The following is a 16,668-nucleotide window of genomic DNA, read 5'->3' as shown; positions in this document are numbered from 1 at the left end:
CATCCACCCCCTTCCACTTCGTCCTCGCGGCCAGATCCACCGCCCGTCCCGCTGCCTACGCTGGGCGCACGCTCAGCCGACGGCCTCAGCCGACGACCAAGGACGGTTTCCATGACGGCAGCAGTCGAATCCGCGCGTTGGACCAATCTGCTCAGCACCTCAGCGTCCAAGCACGAAGTCCCCGGTGCGTCGCTCGCCTTCTTCCACGACGGGAAGATGCACGAGTTCGCCACCGGTGTGCTCAACCGGGACACCCAGGCCCCGGTCCGTACCGACTCGCTCTTCCAGATCGGTTCGGTCACCAAGGTGTGGACGGCCACGCAGATCATGCTGCTCGTCGAGGCGGGCCGGCTGGACCTCGACGCGCCCGTCGTCGAGGTGCTCCCGGAGTTCCGGGTGGCCGACGAGGCGCTCACCAAGTCCATGACCGTACGCCATCTGCTCACGCACACCTCCGGCATGGACGGCGACCTCTTCCTCGACACCGGGCGGGGCGACGACACCCTGGAGAAGTACACCGAGGCGTGTCGCGACCTCACCGCGATCCATCCGCTCGGCGCCACCCAGTCGTACTGCAACTCGGGCTTCTCGGTGCTCGGCCGGATCATCGAGCAGGTGACCGGCAAGGTCTGGGACGCGGCACTGCGCGAGCAGATCATCGAGCCGCTGGGGCTCACCCGCACCGCGACGCTCCCCGAGGACGTACTGCGCCACAGCGCGGCCATGGGGCACGAGGCGGACGGGTCCACGTCCCCGGTGTGGGGGCTGATGCGGTCGGCGGGACCCGCCGGACTGATCTGCGCGCAGGCGTCCGACGTGGTCAGGTTCGGGCAGGCCCACCTCGCCGACGGACTGCTCGCCCACCCCGAGGTGATGCGGGAGGCGCACGTGGCCGTGCCGTGCCCCCTGCCGTTCGCCGCCGAATGGGGCCTGGGCTGGATGCTCGACACCATGTCGGGGCGCCGGATCGTCTCGCACGCGGGCAACACGATCGGCCAGTCGGCACTGCTGTGGGTCGTACCGGAACTGGACTTCGTCGCCTGTGTCCTGATCAACGGCGGGGACGCCTCGGGAATGCAGCACGAGGTGGCGACCGAACTCTTCCGCGAGCTGCTCGGCATCGACGTCCCCGCCGCACCGCAGCCCCCGGCCACCCCCGTCGCCGTCGACGCCGGGCGCTACACCGGGGTGTACGAGAGCGTCGGCAGCAAGGTCACCGTGACGGAGACCGAGACCGGCGGGCTGCACTTGCGGATGGAGACCAAGGGCTCCCTCGCCGGCATGAGCCCGGTCAGGGAGTGCGACCTCGTCGCCCTGGGCGAGGGAAGGGTCATCGGCCGACTGCTCGGCGAGGGGCCCTGGAATTCCATGACCTTCTACGAACTGGCCGACGGCTCGCCCTATCTCCACCTTGGCGCCCGCGCCCTGCCCAAGACGGCCTGAAGGGCGCTGCCATGACAAGCATTCTTCAGGACGACCACGGCGACCACGGTGACCACGACGACCACGACGATCCCGCGCAGGCCCGGATCCGGAAGATATTCGACGGCGCCGACGCCGAGGGCTTCCTCCACGTCCGCGAGATCGACGGCGACGCCGAGATCACCTTCGGCGCGGACGACCCCGTGGTCCTGGCCTCCGTGTTCAAGGTGCCGGTCGCGCTCGCGTACGCGCGGGGGGTGGCCGCCGGTGAACTCGACCCGCAGCGGCGGCTGAAGGTCACGGCCGAGTACAAGGAGGGCGGCATCGGCACCGACGGCTGCCTCGACGACGTCGGGATGAGCCTTCGCGACCTCGTCTTCATGATGCTGACGATGAGCGACAACGCGGCCACCGACGTCGTGATGCACGAGGTCGGACTCGACGAGGTGCACGCCGCTCTCGCCTCCCTCGGACTCAAGCGCACCCGCATCGTCGGGGACTGCCGGTCCATGCTGACCAGCATGATCCCGGAACTCGGACTCGACCCCGACGGCGACCTGGAGGCGATGGTGGCGGAAGTGGACCCGGCGCGCATTCCCGGGCTCTCGGTGCTCGATCCGGAACGTACGACCTCCGGCACGCCCCGCGAAATGACCTCGCTCCTCACCGCCGTCTGGCGCGACGAGCCCGCAGCCGGGCCGCCCGCCGCCTGCGCCGAAGTACGCCGGATCATGGGGCAGCAGCTCTGGCCGCACCGGCTCTCGGCCGGGTTCGAGGACGGGATCAAGGTGTCCGGCAAGACCGGCACCCTGTGGGGCGTGCGCAACGAGGTCGGAGTCGTGGAGTACCCCGACGGACGCCGCTACGCAGCCGCCGTCTTCCTGCGGCCCCGGTCGATGGCGTACCGGCTCCCGAAGGTGGACGCGGCCATCGGGCTGGCGGCGCGGGCAGCCGTCGACCTGCTCCGTACCTGAGCGAGCGGCACCTGACCGAGCGGCACCCGAGCGACCGGCGCCGCACCCGATGGAATCATCCGGCGAGGGGCAACTCCCCCCAAGGAATGCCCTCATACCCCATGAGCAGGCGTGATGTCTGGATACGCGCACTACCGTGACCTCATGCTGAATCGGCCGTGCCCCTCGCTGCGACGCATCGTCGACGACCTGGGCAGCACCGTGCTCAATGTCGTCGCCGCACCCCCCGGTGATCTCCGGGCGGGGATCACCGGCGTGCACATCTACGATCCGCTGGACGAACTCCTGGTGACCCCCGGCACCCTTCTGCTCGCCGTCGGCGTCGAGGGCGGCGAGCGGATCCGCGCACTGATGAGGGCGGCGGCCCCCGCCGCCGCCCTCATCGTCAAACAGCCGGTGGAACCCGACGAATCCATGCGACGGACGGTGGCCGAGACCGGCGTCGCCGTACTGGGCCTGGCCCGCGCCGCCTCCTGGGCCCAGGTCGCCGCCATGCTCCGCTCCCTGCTCTCCGAAGGGGACTTCGGCGACCCGGACGACGGGCTGCCCGGCGACCTCTTCGTGCTGGCGAACGCGATCTGCGCACTGCTCGACGCACCCGTCACGATCGAGGACAGGGCGTCGAGGATCCTCGCCCACTCCGGCCGCCAGGAGGAGGCCGACCCCAGCCGGGTCGCCACCGTCCTCGCCCGCCAGGTCCCCGAGCACATCCGCCGGATCGTCCAGGAGCGCGGCATCCTCCGGCAGCTGGACCAGAGCCGGGAACCCGTCTTCGTGCACCTGGAGGAGGGGGACATCCGCCGGACCGCGATCGCCGTCCGGTCCGGCGACGAGATCCTCGGATCGATCTGGGTCGCCGCCGCCGACCCCCTGGACGCCCCGCGGGCGAGCGCGCTGACGGACGCGGCGAAGATCGTGGCCCTGCAACTCCTGCGCGAACGCGCCGGGGCCGACACCCGTCGGCGGCTGCGGGCCGACCTGCTCTCCACCGTCCTCGAAGGCGGCCCCGGCGCCCCGGGAGCCGCCGCCCGGCTCGGCATAGCCGACGGCGAACCGGGCGGTGTCTGCGTCATCGCCGCCCAGCTCGCCGACGACACCGCCGTCCACACGGACGCCGACCGCGAACGCTTCTGCGACGCCCTCGCGCTCCACCTCGGCGCCATCCACCCGCGTTCGTCCGCCGCCGTGGTCGGCACGGTGGCGTACGCCGTCCTGCCGATGCCGCAGGGCCGGGCGGACCACGAAGGCAGCGAGCGCCGGGCCGTCCAGGTGGCCAGGAAGTTCCTGTCCAGGACCGGCGTACGGTACGCCGCCCGCATCGGCGTCGGCCGCCCCGCCGCCACCCTCGCCCAGGTGGCCCGCTCCCGCGCCGACGCCGACCGGGCACTGCGCGTGCTGACGTCGCACCAGGAGCCGAACACCGCCGCCGGTTACACCGAGCTGCACATCGAGTCCCTGCTGCTCCAGCTCGGCGACCTCGCGACCGTCCAGGAACACCAACCGGTCGGCCCCTACCGGCACTTGCTCGCGTACGACACCGAGCACGGCAGCGACTTGGTCGCCACGCTCTCCTCGTACCTCGACGCACTGGGGGACGTACCGGCCGCAGCCGCGCGCATGCACGTCCACCCGAACACCTTCCGGTACCGGCTCAAGAGGGTCGTGGAGATCAGCGGTCTCGATCTGGACGATCCGCGGGAACGGCTCGGCGTCATGCTCCAGATCCGCCTCTTCGGCACCGGCGGACCCCCCTCACCCTGAATCCCGGCCCCATTGGCCGCCAGGACGGACAGCCCCCCGAGTTTTGTGCTCCGGCACGAATACCGGGGGGCCGGACAGCGGACAGGGTGGTGCCTCACTCCCCTGCGCATCCCCGACGCACCCCCGACGCATCCCCACGCGTCACCTCCGCGCGTCCCGAAGTTCCGCTTCTGGAGTCCTCCATGAAACCCATCCGACCCACCGTGGCAGCGGCCCTGGCCCTGCTGCTCGCGGCCACCGGCTGTGCCACCACCGGCGGCTTCGCCCCGGACGGCGACACCTTCACCCTCACCACGCCCCTCGCCCCCGGCGCACTCGACCCCTCGCACGCACTGACGGGCGGCACCAACTTCCTGCTGTCCATCGGCTACGACACCCTCGTCTCCAGCGACGAGCAGGGCAGAACGGTACCGGGGCTCGCCGAGAAGTGGCGGGTGACGCCGACGTCCGTGACCTACACCCTCCGCAAGGGCATCACCTGCTCCGACGGGACACCGCTGACCCCGAGCACCATCGCCGCGAACATCGCCCACGAGACCGCCCCCGCCACCAAATCGATGCTCCTGGGCGTCGTCGTCCCCGCCGGCCTCACCGCCAGGGCCGACGACGCCGCGGGCACCGTCACCCTGGCCACACCGCAGCCGTTCAGCTTCATCCTGCAGAGCTCCGCGATGATGTACGTCGTCTGCGGCAAGGGCCTCACCGACCGCAAGCTGCTCGCCCGGGGCATGTCGGGCTCAGGACCGTACCGGCTCGCCGAGGTACAGCCCGGCGACCGCTACACCTTCCGGCTGCGCAAGGAGTACGCCTGGGGCCCCGACGGCGCCACCTCGGCCGGCATGCCGGAGAAGCTGGTCGTACGGGTGGTGGCCAACGAGCAGACCTCCACCAACCTCATGATCGGCGGCGCCGCCAACGCGGCCTTCGTCCAGGGCCCCGACCGGGCCCGCCTCAAGGCCGTCCCCGGCATCCGTACCGAGGAAGTCCCCACCGGCAGCGAGCAGTTCATCTTCCAGCAGAGCAAGGGCAGGCCGACCGCCGACCCGGCCGTCCGCAAGGCGCTGTTCATGGCGCTCGACGTCAAGGACCTGGGCCGGATGGCGTCCGGCGGCAGCGGCGCCCCGCCGGGCGGCATGGTGTCGGAGCCGCGCCCCTGCCCCCGCGTCGACTTCTCCCGCTACCTGCCGCCGTACGACCTCGCCGGGGCCAAGGCCGTCCTGGACGCGGCCGGCTGGAAGGAGGGCGCGGGCGGCATACGGGTCAAGGACGGGCGCAGGCTGTCGCTCACCCTGCTGTTCGCCACCGCCCGGGGCGAGACGGGCGCGGCCACCGCCGAGTACGCCGCCGCCGAGTGGAAACGCGTCGGCGCCGACGTCAAGCTCCTCGGCGTCACCGGCGGCCGTCTCGCCGACGCCACCAACGGCAGCCTCGACTGGGACATCGGCGCCCTGCCCGTCGTCGTCCCCCTCCCCTCGATGCTCATGGGCGTGCTCTCCGGCCCCACCCCGCCGGACGGCGGCAACTTCCTGCACCTGAAGAACCAGCGGTACGAAGCCCTCACCGGCCGGGCACTCGGCACCCCCGGCGAGCCCGGCTGCGCCCTGTGGAACAAGGCCGAGGCAGCACTAGTCGAGCACCACGACATCATGCCGATCGTCCACCTGACCACCACGCTGGCGACCAAGAACGGGTCCCTCCGCATGGTGCCCGGAGCGGTGTACCCGACCACCATCCGGCTGCACACGGAAGGCGAGTGATCGGGATGAGCCGTCAGGTCCGCCAGATCCGCCTGATCCGCATGCCCGGCAACAGTCCGCGAAGCGCCGTGCGCCGCAGGCTCCCGCTCGCCTTCCTGCTCCGCGCCGTACTGCGCCTGACGCTCTCCCTGGCCGTACTGCTCGTGGTGTCGTTCCTGATGATCCACCTGCTGCCCGGCGACCCCGCCCGCGGCTCCCTCGGTGCGTCCGCCCCGCTGGAGGTGGTGGAGAGGCGGCGGGCGGCGCTCGGCCTGAACGACCCGCTGCCGCGGCAGTTCCTGGACTACGTGGGCCACGTGTTCAGCGGAAACCTCGGCACCTCCTTCCTCACCTCGGAACCGGTCGGCGACGTCATCGCCGACCGGCTGCCCCACTCCGTCTCCCTCGCCCTGCTGGGTACGGTGCTCGCGTTCGGCATCGCGATCCCGCTCGGCATGTGGGCCGCCGTACGCACCGACAACGGGCGCCGCCCGCTCACCCGGAGCCTGTTCTCCGGCGTCACAGGAACCGCCAACTCGATCCCCGAATTCCTCTACTCGATCGGCCTGGTGGCGGTCTTCGCGGTCGGCCTGCACTGGCTGCCGCCCGCCGGAATGGCGGGCCCCTCCTCGTACGTCCTGCCCGTACTGGCCCTCGCGATCGGCCCCGCGGCACTGCTCGCCCGGGTCGCCCGCGTCGAGACCCAGCGCGAACTGGGCAGCGAGTACATGCGCCTGGCGCGCGCCAAACGCCTTCCGGCCGCCCGGCTCCATCTGCGCCACCTGCTGCCGAACACCTTCACCGCGACCCTCACCATGGGCGGGCTGCTGCTCACCTCGCTGATCACCTCGGGCGTGCTGGTGGAGAGCGTCTTCGCCTGGCCGGGGCTCGGCCAGCGCACCGTCGAGGCCATCACCCAGCAGGACTATCCGGTCGCCCAGGGCGTGATCCTCGTCTACGGGGCGATCGTGCTGGTCGTGAACTTCCTCGTCGACCTGCTGCTCGGCTTCCTCGACCCGAGGTCCGCGCTGAACGCCGCGCTCGCGGAATCGGCCCCGGCGGAGCCCGCCCCCACCCACCGCGCCCTCGCGCCCGAGGAGGCATGATGCGCCGCCCGCGCCTGCCGCGTACCGCGTCCGGCCGCACCGGACTCGCGCTCGTCACCCTGCTCGCCCTGCTCGCCGCCCTCGCCCCGACGGTCTGGGGGGACGCCGCCACCCGCTTCGACCCGTCGGCGATCGGCGAGGGCGCCTCGGCCGCCCACCCCCTTGGCACCGACGCGCTCGGCCGCGACCTGCTCGCCCGTACCCTCGTGGCCACCCGCTTCACCCTGCTGCTGGCGCTGCTGGCCACCGCCATCGGCACCGGCATCGGCCTCGTCCTGGGCACCCTGCCGTCCGTACTGCCCAGGCGCGCCGGGCAGTTGGTCACCTCGGCCGTCAACGCCCTGGTCGCCTTCCCCGGGCTGCTGCTCGCGATGTTCACCGCCGTGATCGCCGGACTCGGCGCGACCGGCGCGGTCCTGGGCATCGGCGTCGCGATCGCGCCCGCCTTCGCCCGGCTGACCCACACCCTGGCGAGGTCGGTCGCCACCTCCGACTACGTGCTCGCGGCCCGGATGATGGGCGTGCCCCGGCACCGCATCCTGCTCCGGCACGTGGTGCCGAACATCGCCGAACCCCTGGTGATGACGTGCGCCCAGGCGATCGGCGGGGCACTGCTGGGGCTCGCGGGGCTGTCGTTCCTCGGGCTCGGCGTGCAGCCACCTTCGTACGACTGGGGAAGGCTCCTGTTCGACGCGTTCGGGCACATCTACGTCACCCCGGTGGTGGCGGTCGGTCCGGCCGTGGCGATCGTCCTGGCGGGACTCGGGTTCGCCCTGCTCGGCGACTCGTTCTCGGACGCCGCGGCGCGGCGGACCGCGGCGGCCGGCGGCGGCGACAAGGCGGGGGCGGAGGCGGAGGCGGGGATCCCGTCGTCCGAGCCCCAGGAGGACGAGCCCCAGGAGGACGAACCCCAGGAGGACGAGAGCCGGACGGCTGAAGGCGAGCCGGACGCGGCGCTCGACGTCCGGGGGCTCACCGTCACCTTTCCCGGCGGGGCGCGCCCCGTACGGGACCTGTCGCTGACCATCCGGCAGGGCGAGATCGTGGGCCTGCTCGGGGAGTCCGGCAGCGGCAAGAGCATGACGGCGTCCGCGATCGGCGGACTGGTCCCCCACCCCGGCCGCGTCGACGTGCGCCGGCTGCGGCTGGACGGCCAGGAGGTGAACTCGCTGCCGGAGAAGGCGCGCAGGAAGCTGCTGGGCACCTCACTGGCGATGATCTTCCAGGACCCGATGGCCTCGCTCAACCCGGCGCTCAGGGTCGGCGGGCAGCTCGCCGAGGTCTCCGTCGTCCACCAGGGTGCCTCCCGCGCCGACGCCCGGCAGCGGGCCGTCGACCGGCTCGGCAGCGTACGGCTGCCGGACCCGGAGCGGACGGCCCGGATGCATCCGCACCAGCTGTCCGGCGGCATGCGCCAGCGTGCGGTCATCGCGATGGGACTGATGGGCGCCCCCCGGCTGATCATCGCCGACGAGCCGACGACGGCCCTCGACGTGACCGTGCAGCGGCAGATCCTCGGACTGCTGCGCGAGGTGACCGACGAGACCGGCGCGGGCGTGCTGTTCATCACCCACGACATCGCGCTGGCGGGCGAACTCTGCGACCGGGTCGCGGTGATGTACGCGGGCGCGATCGTCGAGGAGCTGGAGACCTCCCGGCTCGCGGACGGCGCCGTGCACCCGTACACCCGGGCGCTGCTGGGTTCCGTACCGACGATGGACACCGACCGGCACGCCCCGCTGACCGGCATCCCCGGCACCCAGCCGTCCCCCGCCGACCTGGGGCCCGGCTGCACCTTCGCGGACCGCTGCGCGTCCGCGACCGACCGATGCCGCACGCAGCGCCCGGTGCTCGTCGAGCACCGGGCGGGCCATCGCGCGGCCTGCTGGGAGGCATGATGATGAGAATCACCGATCTGACCGTGCGGTACGGCTCCCGGACCGTCGTCGAGGGGCTCGACCTCGACATCCCGCCGGCGACCGTGGTCGGCCTGGTGGGGGAGTCCGGGTCGGGCAAGTCGACGGTGGCCAGGGCGGTCACCGGGCTGGTCCCGTACCGGGGCACCATCGAGGGCCCGGGCGGGCACAAGGTGCAGATGGTGTTCCAGGATCCGTACGGCTCGCTCAACCCCCGTATGACGGTGGGCGCTTCGGTGGCCGAAGGGCTGCCGGGAGGGCGGGCCGGAAGGCCGGCACGCGTGCGGCGGACGGCGGAGGTGGAGCGGCTGCTCGCGCTGGTGTCGCTGCCCCCGCAGTACGCGGCCCGGTACCCGAGAGAGCTGTCCGGCGGGCAACGGCAGCGGGTGGCCGTCGCACGTGCCCTGGGCACGCGGCCCGAGCTGCTGATCGCGGACGAGATCACCTCGGCGCTGGACGTCTCGGTGCAGGGCTCGGTACTCAACCTGATCCGCTCGCTCCAGGCGGAGTTGGGCCTCTCGATGCTCTTCATCTCGCACGATCTCGCGGTCGTACGGTACGTCTGCGACCGGGTCGCGGTGCTGCACAGGGGGCGGCTCGTCGAGGAGGGCCCGGTGGAAGAGGTGGTCGCGGCCCCGCGCATGGCGTACACGCGCGCGCTGCTGGACGCGGTGCCGAGGCCGGTCACGGCCTGAGGCGTGGAGTGTGAAACGGCGTGAAACGGCGTGTGCCGCCTGCCGGCATCTGGCAGGCGGCACACGCCGTTTCGTTCGTACAAAGTTCGGGGTTCGGGGTTCGGGGTTCGTTCAGCGGGATCGCGGCGCGGCGGATTCCGGCCCGAGGGGAGCGCGGTCGACCGCGTAGCCGATGCGGCCGGGCAGCCCGGTGACCCGGCCGCCGTCGGCCAGCAGCCCGCCGAGCACCTCGCGGACCGCCAGCCGCCAGGAGGTGGCGGCGGCCGGATCGCTGCGGCGCAGGGCCTCGATGTCCGGGGGCAGTTCGACCAGCACGGTCGGCGAGTCGGTGGACAGCAGGCGCGGACGGCCGTCGCGGTCGGCGGCCAGTACGGGCACGGGGGCCGCTGCGGTGGAGCTGCCGGGGGGCGGGCAGGCGCGGACGCCCGAGGCAGCCGCGATCACCTGCGGCGCGTTGAGGTCCCAGCGGGCGAGCACCCGGTCGGATTCGTCGTTGCCGTTGATCGCGTCCCGCATCGTGCCGTAGAACCCGGCGTGGTACTCCTCCAGCGTCGCGCCCAGCTTGGTGAGGTTGAAGTGGGCGTTGCGCCGGACCAGCGGGTCGAAGGTCCAGGTGATCCGGTCCAGGCCCTGGGCCAGGGCCCAGTCGCGCTGGTGCTGCTTGAGGGCGAAGCCGATGCCGTGCCCCTGGGCCGCACCGGTGATGTGGGAGTGCAGCGCCAGACCGGGCGGGGCGGCGAGGAACGCGACGGAGGCGCCCACCAGCCGGGTGCCGTGGTACGCGCCCGCCACGTAGTTGCCCGCGTGGGACAGTGCGCGCATCAGCTCGACACCGACGGGGCCCTCGCCCGGCGCGTACTGCCAGATGCGGCCGAAGAGCCGGTCGATCTCCTCGAACTCCGCCAGCCGGTGGACTTCGCGCACGGCGACCCGGCCGGGCGACTCCGCGAGGACCACGTGCTCGTCGGCGGAGCGTGTCGCGTCGGTGGCGGGCGTCATCGGGCGCGCCCCAGTTCCGCGCGGAACAGCCGGTGGACGTTCCCGCCGAGTATCTTCCCGATGTCGCTCTCCCGGTGGCCGCGCCGGACGAGCTCCGCCGTCACCAGGGGGAGCCCCGCCGGGCCTTCGAGTCCCGGCAGGGTGAAGAGCGAGTCGATGTCGCCGAGGCCGAGATCGAGGTCCTCGCAACAGGGCGGGGTGACGTCGAGCAGCACCTCGCGCACGAAGTCGGGCCCGATGCCGACGTGGTCGATGCCCGCGACCGACGCCACGTGCTCGATGTGGTCCACCAGCTTCTCCAGGGTGCGGTCCTTCTTGTCCTCGGCGAGGAAGCCGGGGAAGAAGTTGACGCAGACGACACCGCCGGTCGCGGCGACTCCCCGGAGCTGGTCATCGGTCAGATTGCGGTGGTGGTCGCGGAGCGCCCGGGCCGACGAGTGGGTGGCCATGAGCGGGCGGGTGGCCAGTTCGAGTACGTGCCCCACCCCGGCGGCGCCGAGGTGGGACACGTCGAAGAGCATCCCGAGCCGTTCCATCTCCGCCAGGGCCCGGACCCCGGCGGCGGTGAGCCGGGACCCGGTGGCGTCCTCCCCGCTGCCGTCGGCGAGCGGGGTGCGGCTCCAGTGCGCGAGCGAGGCGACCCGTACACCGAGACGGTGAAGGGTGTGGAACAGCTCGACGTCGGCGTCGATGCCCGGGGCGCTCTCCAGCGCGAGTACGAGCGCGATCCTCGACGCGGCGAGCGCGGCGTCGATCTCGTCGCCGTCCCGGCACAGGGCCACGGTGTCCGGGTTCCCCTCGGCCAGTATGTGGGCGGTCTCGATCATCCGCAGGGTGCGGCGCAGCGCGCCTTCCGGGCGGTAAGCGTCGTCGATGAAGATGGGCAGCACCTGGATGTCCACGCCGCCGGCCCGGAGCTGCGGCAGCCAGCGCTCGCGGAAGAAGTCGGCCCAGCGCGACGGGGGCCGGGCCGACACCGCCATCAGGAGGTCGTTGTGGGTATCGGCGACGATGGCGCGTTGGTGCAGATCAGCGGGCACGTCGGAGCCTTCCGGTGGGAGTTGACCCGGACGACGTTAGGACGGCCGACGTGCGCGCGGTTCATCCACGACGACGAAGAAACCCACCTGCCTTCGTCGCCCGGACCAACCGTGCCGGGGGCGCCGGGACGGGGCCGGGCGCACGAGCTTTCAGCCCCGCACACGCTGGGCCCGGCCAACTCACCCCGAGCAGCGGTCCGCAGCCCTCCGGGAGCGCCGCAGACCCGTAGGCGTACCGGCCAACTCGGCTCCTGTACCCCGTACTTGGTGCGGGGCACAGGAGCACGTGAGCCGGACGAGCTGCGGCACGGCGGCAGCGGCGGCGTGCCGTGCGAAGCCGCTAGCTGAGGGTCTTCAGGGCTGCCGCGTCGTACGGGGCGAGTTCGTCAGTGCGGCCCGTCAGGACCTTCTGGGCCCACAGCGGGTCCTGGAGCAGGGCGCGTCCGACGGCGACCATGTCGAACTCGTCGCGCTCCATCCGCTCCAGCAGGTCGTCGATGCCCCTGGCCTGCGAACCCTCGCCCTTGAAGGCGCCGATGAAGTCGCCGTCGAGGCCGACGGAACCGACGGTGAGGGTGGGCCTGCCGGTGAGCTTCTTGGTCCAGCCCGCCAGGTTCAGGTCCGAGCCGTCGAACTCGGGGTTCCAGTAGCGCCGCGTGGAGGCGTGGAAGGCGTCGACGCCCGCTGCGGTGAGCGGTTCGAGGATCGCCGCCAGCTCTTGCGGGGTCTCGGCGAGCCGGGCGTCGTACGCCTGCTGCTTCCACTGCGAGTAGCGGAAGATCACCGGGAAGTCGGCGGAGACGTTGCCCCGGATCGCGGCGACGATTTCGGCGGCGAACTTCGTACGGGCGACCGGGTCACCGCCGTACGCATCGGAACGGCGGTTCGTGCCCTCCCACAGGAACTGGTCGACCAGGTAACCGTGCGCGCCGTGCACCTCGATGCCGTCGAACCCGATGCGCTCCGCGTCCTTGGCCGCCTGCGCGAACGCGCCGATGACGTCGTCCAGGTCGGTCTGCGTCATGCTCCGGCCCGTGTCTTCGGCGCCGTCGGCGCCGATGCCGGAAGGGCCGACCGAGGGGGCGTCGGCGAAGGGCGGGCTCCCGGCCTCGCGGACCGTGCCGATGTGCCACAGCTGCGGCACGATCGTGCCCCCGGCCGCGTGCACGTCGGCGGCGACCTGTGCCCAGCCCGCCAGTTGCTCCTCGCCGTGGAACCGGGGCACCCGGTCGCTGTTGCCCGCCGAGTCGTGGCCGACGTAGGTGCCCTCGGTGATGATCAGGCCCACGCCTGCGGCGGCCCGGCGCGAGTAGTACGACCTGACGTCCTCGCCGGGGACGCCGCCGGGCGAGAACATGCGGGTCATCGGAGCCATCGCGATGCGGTTCGGAACGGTCAGGCCGTTCAGTGCGACGGGGCGGGAAAGGATGTCCGCAGCGCGGGATGCGGGCGACGAGGCGTCGGTCACGGAGGGTTCCTCCTCAAGTGCCGGAGCACTTTCGAGAGCACGTACAGGCGGTCGGATTCCTGTGTGCCAACCGGCCCGGCCACCGGGGCATTCCGGGGCCGGGGGCCCACCCGCTGTGATCCGAACCACGGCGCGGGCGGTCGCGCCGCCCCTCCCCCCGCCCTCTGTGTGTCATCCCCCGCGCGGAGCGGGCGCCTTGTAGAGGTCGTCGAGCCGGAGACGGGCGGACGGAGGCAGGGGAGGGCCGTCCGTCGGCAGGCAGGACCGGAGGAAGTAGGCGAGCAGGCGGTCGGACGCGGCCAGGGCCTCAGCCGGGGAGTCCCGCAGGACGCCGTTGTTGGCCAGGAGGAGAAGGGTGACGTCGCTGGGGTCGAAGTCCGCGCGCAGCTGCCCGCGTCGGCACCCTCACCGCGCAGCTCGCCCGCGCCCGGGGCCTCACCGTCATCGGCACCGCGAGCGAACGCAACCACGCCTTCCTCGGCCAACTCGGCGTCGTACCGGTGACTTACGGGCCGGGGCTGGCCGATCGCCTCGCCCCCCTGGCTCCGCACGGTGTCGACGTGGCCCTGGACGCGGCCGGGAAGGGCTCCCTCGGCGAACTCGTGGCCATCGCGGGCGACCCGCACCGCGTGATCACCATCGCGGACCCCGACGCCGCCCGGCACGGAGTGCGCCTCTCCCGGTCCGAACCGGGGGTGTCGCCGGGTTGGGCGGGACTGCCGCTGGCGGCCGAGCTCGCCGACCGGGGCCGGCTCACCGTCCCGCTGCACGCCGTGTTCCCGCTGAAGGAGGCGGCCGCGGCCCATGACGCCAGCGCCACCGGCCATGCGCGCGGCAAGATCGTCATCACCGTGCCCTGACGCTCCCCACTCCCGGTCTCCGCCCCCGTCCTCCACCCCTCATCTCCACCCCCCATCTCCACCCTCGTTTCCACCCGTGGGTCCAGGTGTCGAAGGCCTCTTCGCTGGAGCCTTGAGGCATGACAACAACGGAGTGGATCACAGACATCGCGCTCGTCCTCATCGTGTTCCGGCAACTGCGGGAGGACCGGCTCGACCGCAAGACGTTCCTGCTGCCACTGGCGATCGTCGCCTTCGTGGCGTACTCGTACCTCGACTCCATCCCCACCGCGGGCAACGACCTGGTGCTGATCGCGGCCCTGATGGCGGTGGGCGCGGCGCTCGGTGTCTCGGGCGGCGTCTACACCCGGATACGGGCCATGGGCGGCCACCTCCTGATCAAGGCGGGCGCGGTGTCCGCGGTGCTGTGGGTCGTGGGCATGGGAGCCAGGATGGGCTTCCAGCTGTGGGTGGAGCACGGCGGTGGCGCCGATGACGTGGCCAGGTTCAGCGCCGCCCACCAGATCACCGGCGGACAGGCGTGGGTCACGGCGTTCGTGCTGATGGCCGTCACCGAGGTCGTCACACGCGTGGCCACGATCTTCGTACGCAGCAGGCGGGTGAAGGCGGTCCGCCCCGCGACGGCGACAGCGACAGGGACAGCGCCCGTGACCACGACCGCGACCGTCCTCGACCGTACGGTCTGACCGTGCAGTATCTTCGGCCCGTGTCCGCAGACGAAGGCACCCTGCCGCCCGGAAAGGCCGCGGACCCGGAGACGGGCCCGCGGCCGGTCCCCGGGCAGGACCCGCGCGTGCAGTGGGCGGCGACCCTCGCGGTCATCGTCGTGGGAGCCCTGACCATCCGGCCGATGGGCTTCACCGGGCAGGGGCTGGCGGTCGCCGTGCTCTTCGTGGTCAACGCGGTGTCGCTGCTGGCCAGACGGCTGCCCGAGGACAAGGTCTCGCCGCGCGCCGCACTGATCTGGCTCTCGTTCGGCATCCTCGCCGCCGCCGCACTGATCGGTGCCAGCAGCAGCGGTACGGCCTACCTCTTCGCCTACTTCGTCGCCGGTCACATCGGCTACCGGCTCGCCACCAAACCGGCCCTCGTCCTCGCGGGCGCCTGCGGCCTGCTGTGCGCCGCAGTTCTCTACCTCGGCCTCGGCCCTGGCAACCCGGACCTGCCGTGGGCGATCGGACTCGCCACCGGCACCCCGGTCGTGATCGGCATCCTCAACCGCGCCCAGCGACAGGGCGTACGGTCGGCGATCGAGGCCGCGGAGTCGGCGGAACGCGCCGCCCGCGCCGAGGCCAGGACCGCGGTACTGACCGAACGCGGCCGGATCGCCCGGGACGTGCACGACGTACTGGCGCACTCGCTCGCCGGGATCAACATGCAACTGGAACTGGCCGACGCCCTGCTCGACACCGGTGACCTGGCGAAGGTCAGGGAGGCCAACAACAAGGCCCACGACCTGGTCAAGGAGAGCCTGAAGCAGGCGCAGTGGACGGTGCACGCCCTGCGCGAGGACTCCCTGCCGCTGCTGGAGAGCCTGACCGCGATGCTCGCCTCCTCGGGACACCACGACGCGCTGAGCGTCGAGGGGACCGTGCGCGAGGTACCGGCCAGGGTGACGCAGAACCTGCTGAGGATCGCCCAGGAGGCACAGACCAACGCGACCCGGCACGCGCCCGGGGGATACGTCGCGGTGGAGCTGACGTACGCCGCCGCATCGACGACGGTGAAGGTCCGCAACGGCCCCGCGACCCGCGGGGCGACCACGCGGGACGGCAGCGGAATGGGACTGATCGGCATGCGGGAACGCGTCGCCCTGCTGGGCGGCATCCTCACCGCCGGCCCGGTCAACGACGGTCCCTACCAGGGCGGCTGGCAGGTGGAGGCAGTGATTCCGGGATGACCGAGGTGACCGAGAAATGAGCGGGATGGCCCAATCGAGCGAGAAGCAAACGCAGTTGAGGGTGGTCGTCGCCGACGACCAGGCCGCCGTCCGGGAACCGCTCGCCGCGGTGCTCGCCCTGGCCGAGGACATCGACGTCGTCGCGTCCGCCGCGAACGGGACCGAAGTGCTGACGGCAGCCGCCGCCGGGCCGGTGGACGTGGTGCTGATGGACCTGCGGATGCCCGTGATGGACGGCATCGAGGCCACGCGCCGCCTCGCCGAGGAGCACCCGGAGGTGGCGGTGGTCGTCCTGACCACCTTCGCCGACGACGAATCGATCCTGGGCGCACTGGGCGCGGGAGCCCGCGGCTACCTGACCAAGAACGCCGGACGCCAGGACATCACCCGGGCCATCCGGGCCGCCGCCGCAGGTCAGTCCGTACTCGACCGGGAGGTCCAGGACCGGCTGCTCGCCACCGCCAGGACCAAGGCACCGCAGCCGGGGCAGGACACGGCCCAGGATCTGCCCCACGACCTCACCCCGCGTGAACGCGAGGTGCTGATGCTGATCGGCCGGGGCCTGCCCAACCGGGCCATCGCCGAGAAGCTCTTCATCAGCGAGGCCACGGTCAAGACCCACATCAACAACCTCTTCGCCAAGGCGACGATCCGCGACCGGGCCGACGCCGTCCGCCGCGCCATCGCGGCGGGCCTGGCCTGACCGGTCCGGTCGACCGGCGGACCGCATCGGCGGACCGCATCGGCCGACCGACCGGCCGGCTCCGGGGGCGCGCACCCCGGAGCCGGCC

General features: G+C 72.3%; 13 protein-coding genes and 1 pseudogene. 11 read left to right on the top strand and 3 right to left on the bottom strand.

Features of this window, described 5'->3' with window-relative positions:
* Window positions 1–111 precede the first annotated feature (111 nt).
* The 7 genes from ACZ5PB_RS19945 to ACZ5PB_RS19915 all read left to right on the top strand — a co-directional run bounded on the left by ACZ5PB_RS19945 (window position 112) and on the right by ACZ5PB_RS19915 (window position 9,610).
* A complete protein-coding gene (locus ACZ5PB_RS19945; RefSeq protein WP_468692837.1) occupies window positions 112–1,443 on the top strand; it encodes a serine hydrolase domain-containing protein in 1,332 nt (443 codons plus the stop codon).
* Window positions 1,444–1,454: 11 nt separating this feature from the next.
* Complete coding sequence (locus tag ACZ5PB_RS19940) at window positions 1,455–2,396, top strand: serine hydrolase (protein ID WP_468692835.1); 942 nt, start codon at window positions 1,455–1,457, stop codon at window positions 2,394–2,396.
* A gap of 144 nt (window positions 2,397–2,540) precedes the next feature.
* Window positions 2,541–4,157 carry a PucR family transcriptional regulator gene (locus ACZ5PB_RS19935; protein ID WP_468692833.1) on the top strand — a complete coding sequence of 539 codons (1,617 nt, stop codon included), beginning with the start codon at window positions 2,541–2,543 and terminating at the stop codon, window positions 4,155–4,157.
* A 182-nt stretch (window positions 4,158–4,339) separates the two neighbouring features.
* Entirely contained in the window at window positions 4,340–5,914 is a 1,575-nt protein-coding gene (locus ACZ5PB_RS19930; RefSeq protein ID WP_468692831.1) for an ABC transporter substrate-binding protein, read from the top strand.
* A 5-nt stretch (window positions 5,915–5,919) separates the two neighbouring features.
* A complete protein-coding gene (locus ACZ5PB_RS19925) occupies window positions 5,920–6,999 on the top strand; it encodes an ABC transporter permease (RefSeq protein ID WP_468692830.1) in 1,080 nt (359 codons plus the stop codon).
* Window positions 6,996–8,897: a dipeptide/oligopeptide/nickel ABC transporter permease/ATP-binding protein gene (locus ACZ5PB_RS19920; RefSeq protein ID WP_468692828.1), complete on the top strand. Its 1,902-nt coding sequence runs from the start codon at window positions 6,996–6,998 to the stop codon at window positions 8,895–8,897. Before ACZ5PB_RS19925 ends, ACZ5PB_RS19920 begins: the two co-directional genes overlap by 4 nt.
* Complete coding sequence (locus ACZ5PB_RS19915) at window positions 8,894–9,610, top strand: ABC transporter ATP-binding protein (RefSeq protein ID WP_468692827.1); 717 nt, start codon at window positions 8,894–8,896, stop codon at window positions 9,608–9,610. The genes ACZ5PB_RS19920 and ACZ5PB_RS19915 overlap by 4 nt, the downstream gene beginning before the upstream one ends.
* 111 nt (window positions 9,611–9,721) lie before the next feature.
* Here ACZ5PB_RS19915 and ACZ5PB_RS19910 read toward each other — a convergent pair whose 3' ends face one another.
* From ACZ5PB_RS19910 to ACZ5PB_RS19900, 3 genes are all read right to left on the bottom strand, one after another.
* Window positions 9,722–10,609 carry a GNAT family N-acetyltransferase gene (locus ACZ5PB_RS19910; protein ID WP_468692826.1) on the bottom strand — a complete coding sequence of 296 codons (888 nt, stop codon included), beginning with the start codon at window positions 10,607–10,609 and terminating at the stop codon, window positions 9,722–9,724.
* Entirely contained in the window at window positions 10,606–11,649 is a 1,044-nt protein-coding gene (locus ACZ5PB_RS19905; protein ID WP_468692825.1) for a dipeptidase, read from the bottom strand. The genes ACZ5PB_RS19910 and ACZ5PB_RS19905 overlap by 4 nt, the downstream gene beginning before the upstream one ends.
* A 340-nt stretch (window positions 11,650–11,989) precedes the next feature.
* Window positions 11,990–13,117: an NADH:flavin oxidoreductase gene (locus tag ACZ5PB_RS19900; RefSeq protein WP_468692824.1), complete on the bottom strand. Its 1,128-nt coding sequence runs from the start codon at window positions 13,115–13,117 to the stop codon at window positions 11,990–11,992.
* A 383-nt stretch (window positions 13,118–13,500) separates the two neighbouring features.
* Between ACZ5PB_RS19900 and ACZ5PB_RS19895 the strand changes: the two are divergent.
* The 4 genes and pseudogenes from ACZ5PB_RS19895 to ACZ5PB_RS19880 all read left to right on the top strand — a co-directional run.
* Window positions 13,501–13,977, top strand: a pseudogene (locus tag ACZ5PB_RS19895) (zinc-binding dehydrogenase); the annotation flags it as partial.
* A gap of 119 nt (window positions 13,978–14,096) precedes the next feature.
* Window positions 14,097–14,663, top strand: a complete 567-nt coding sequence (locus tag ACZ5PB_RS19890; RefSeq protein WP_468692823.1) for a hypothetical protein — start codon at window positions 14,097–14,099, stop codon at window positions 14,661–14,663.
* A gap of 2 nt (window positions 14,664–14,665) precedes the next feature.
* Entirely contained in the window at window positions 14,666–15,877 is a 1,212-nt protein-coding gene (locus tag ACZ5PB_RS19885) for a sensor histidine kinase (protein WP_468692821.1), read from the top strand.
* Between the two features lie 25 nt (window positions 15,878–15,902).
* The gene (locus tag ACZ5PB_RS19880; RefSeq protein WP_468693260.1) at window positions 15,903–16,580 is read left to right on the top strand and encodes a response regulator transcription factor; all 678 of its coding nucleotides are present in this window, start codon (window positions 15,903–15,905) and stop codon (window positions 16,578–16,580) included.
* Window positions 16,581–16,668: the final 88 nt, after the last annotated feature.

The organism is Streptomyces sp. NPDC032721, from assembly GCF_055579625.1.
Note: the sequence above shows the minus strand (reverse complement) of the source record. Positions and strands in the feature narration are given on the sequence as shown.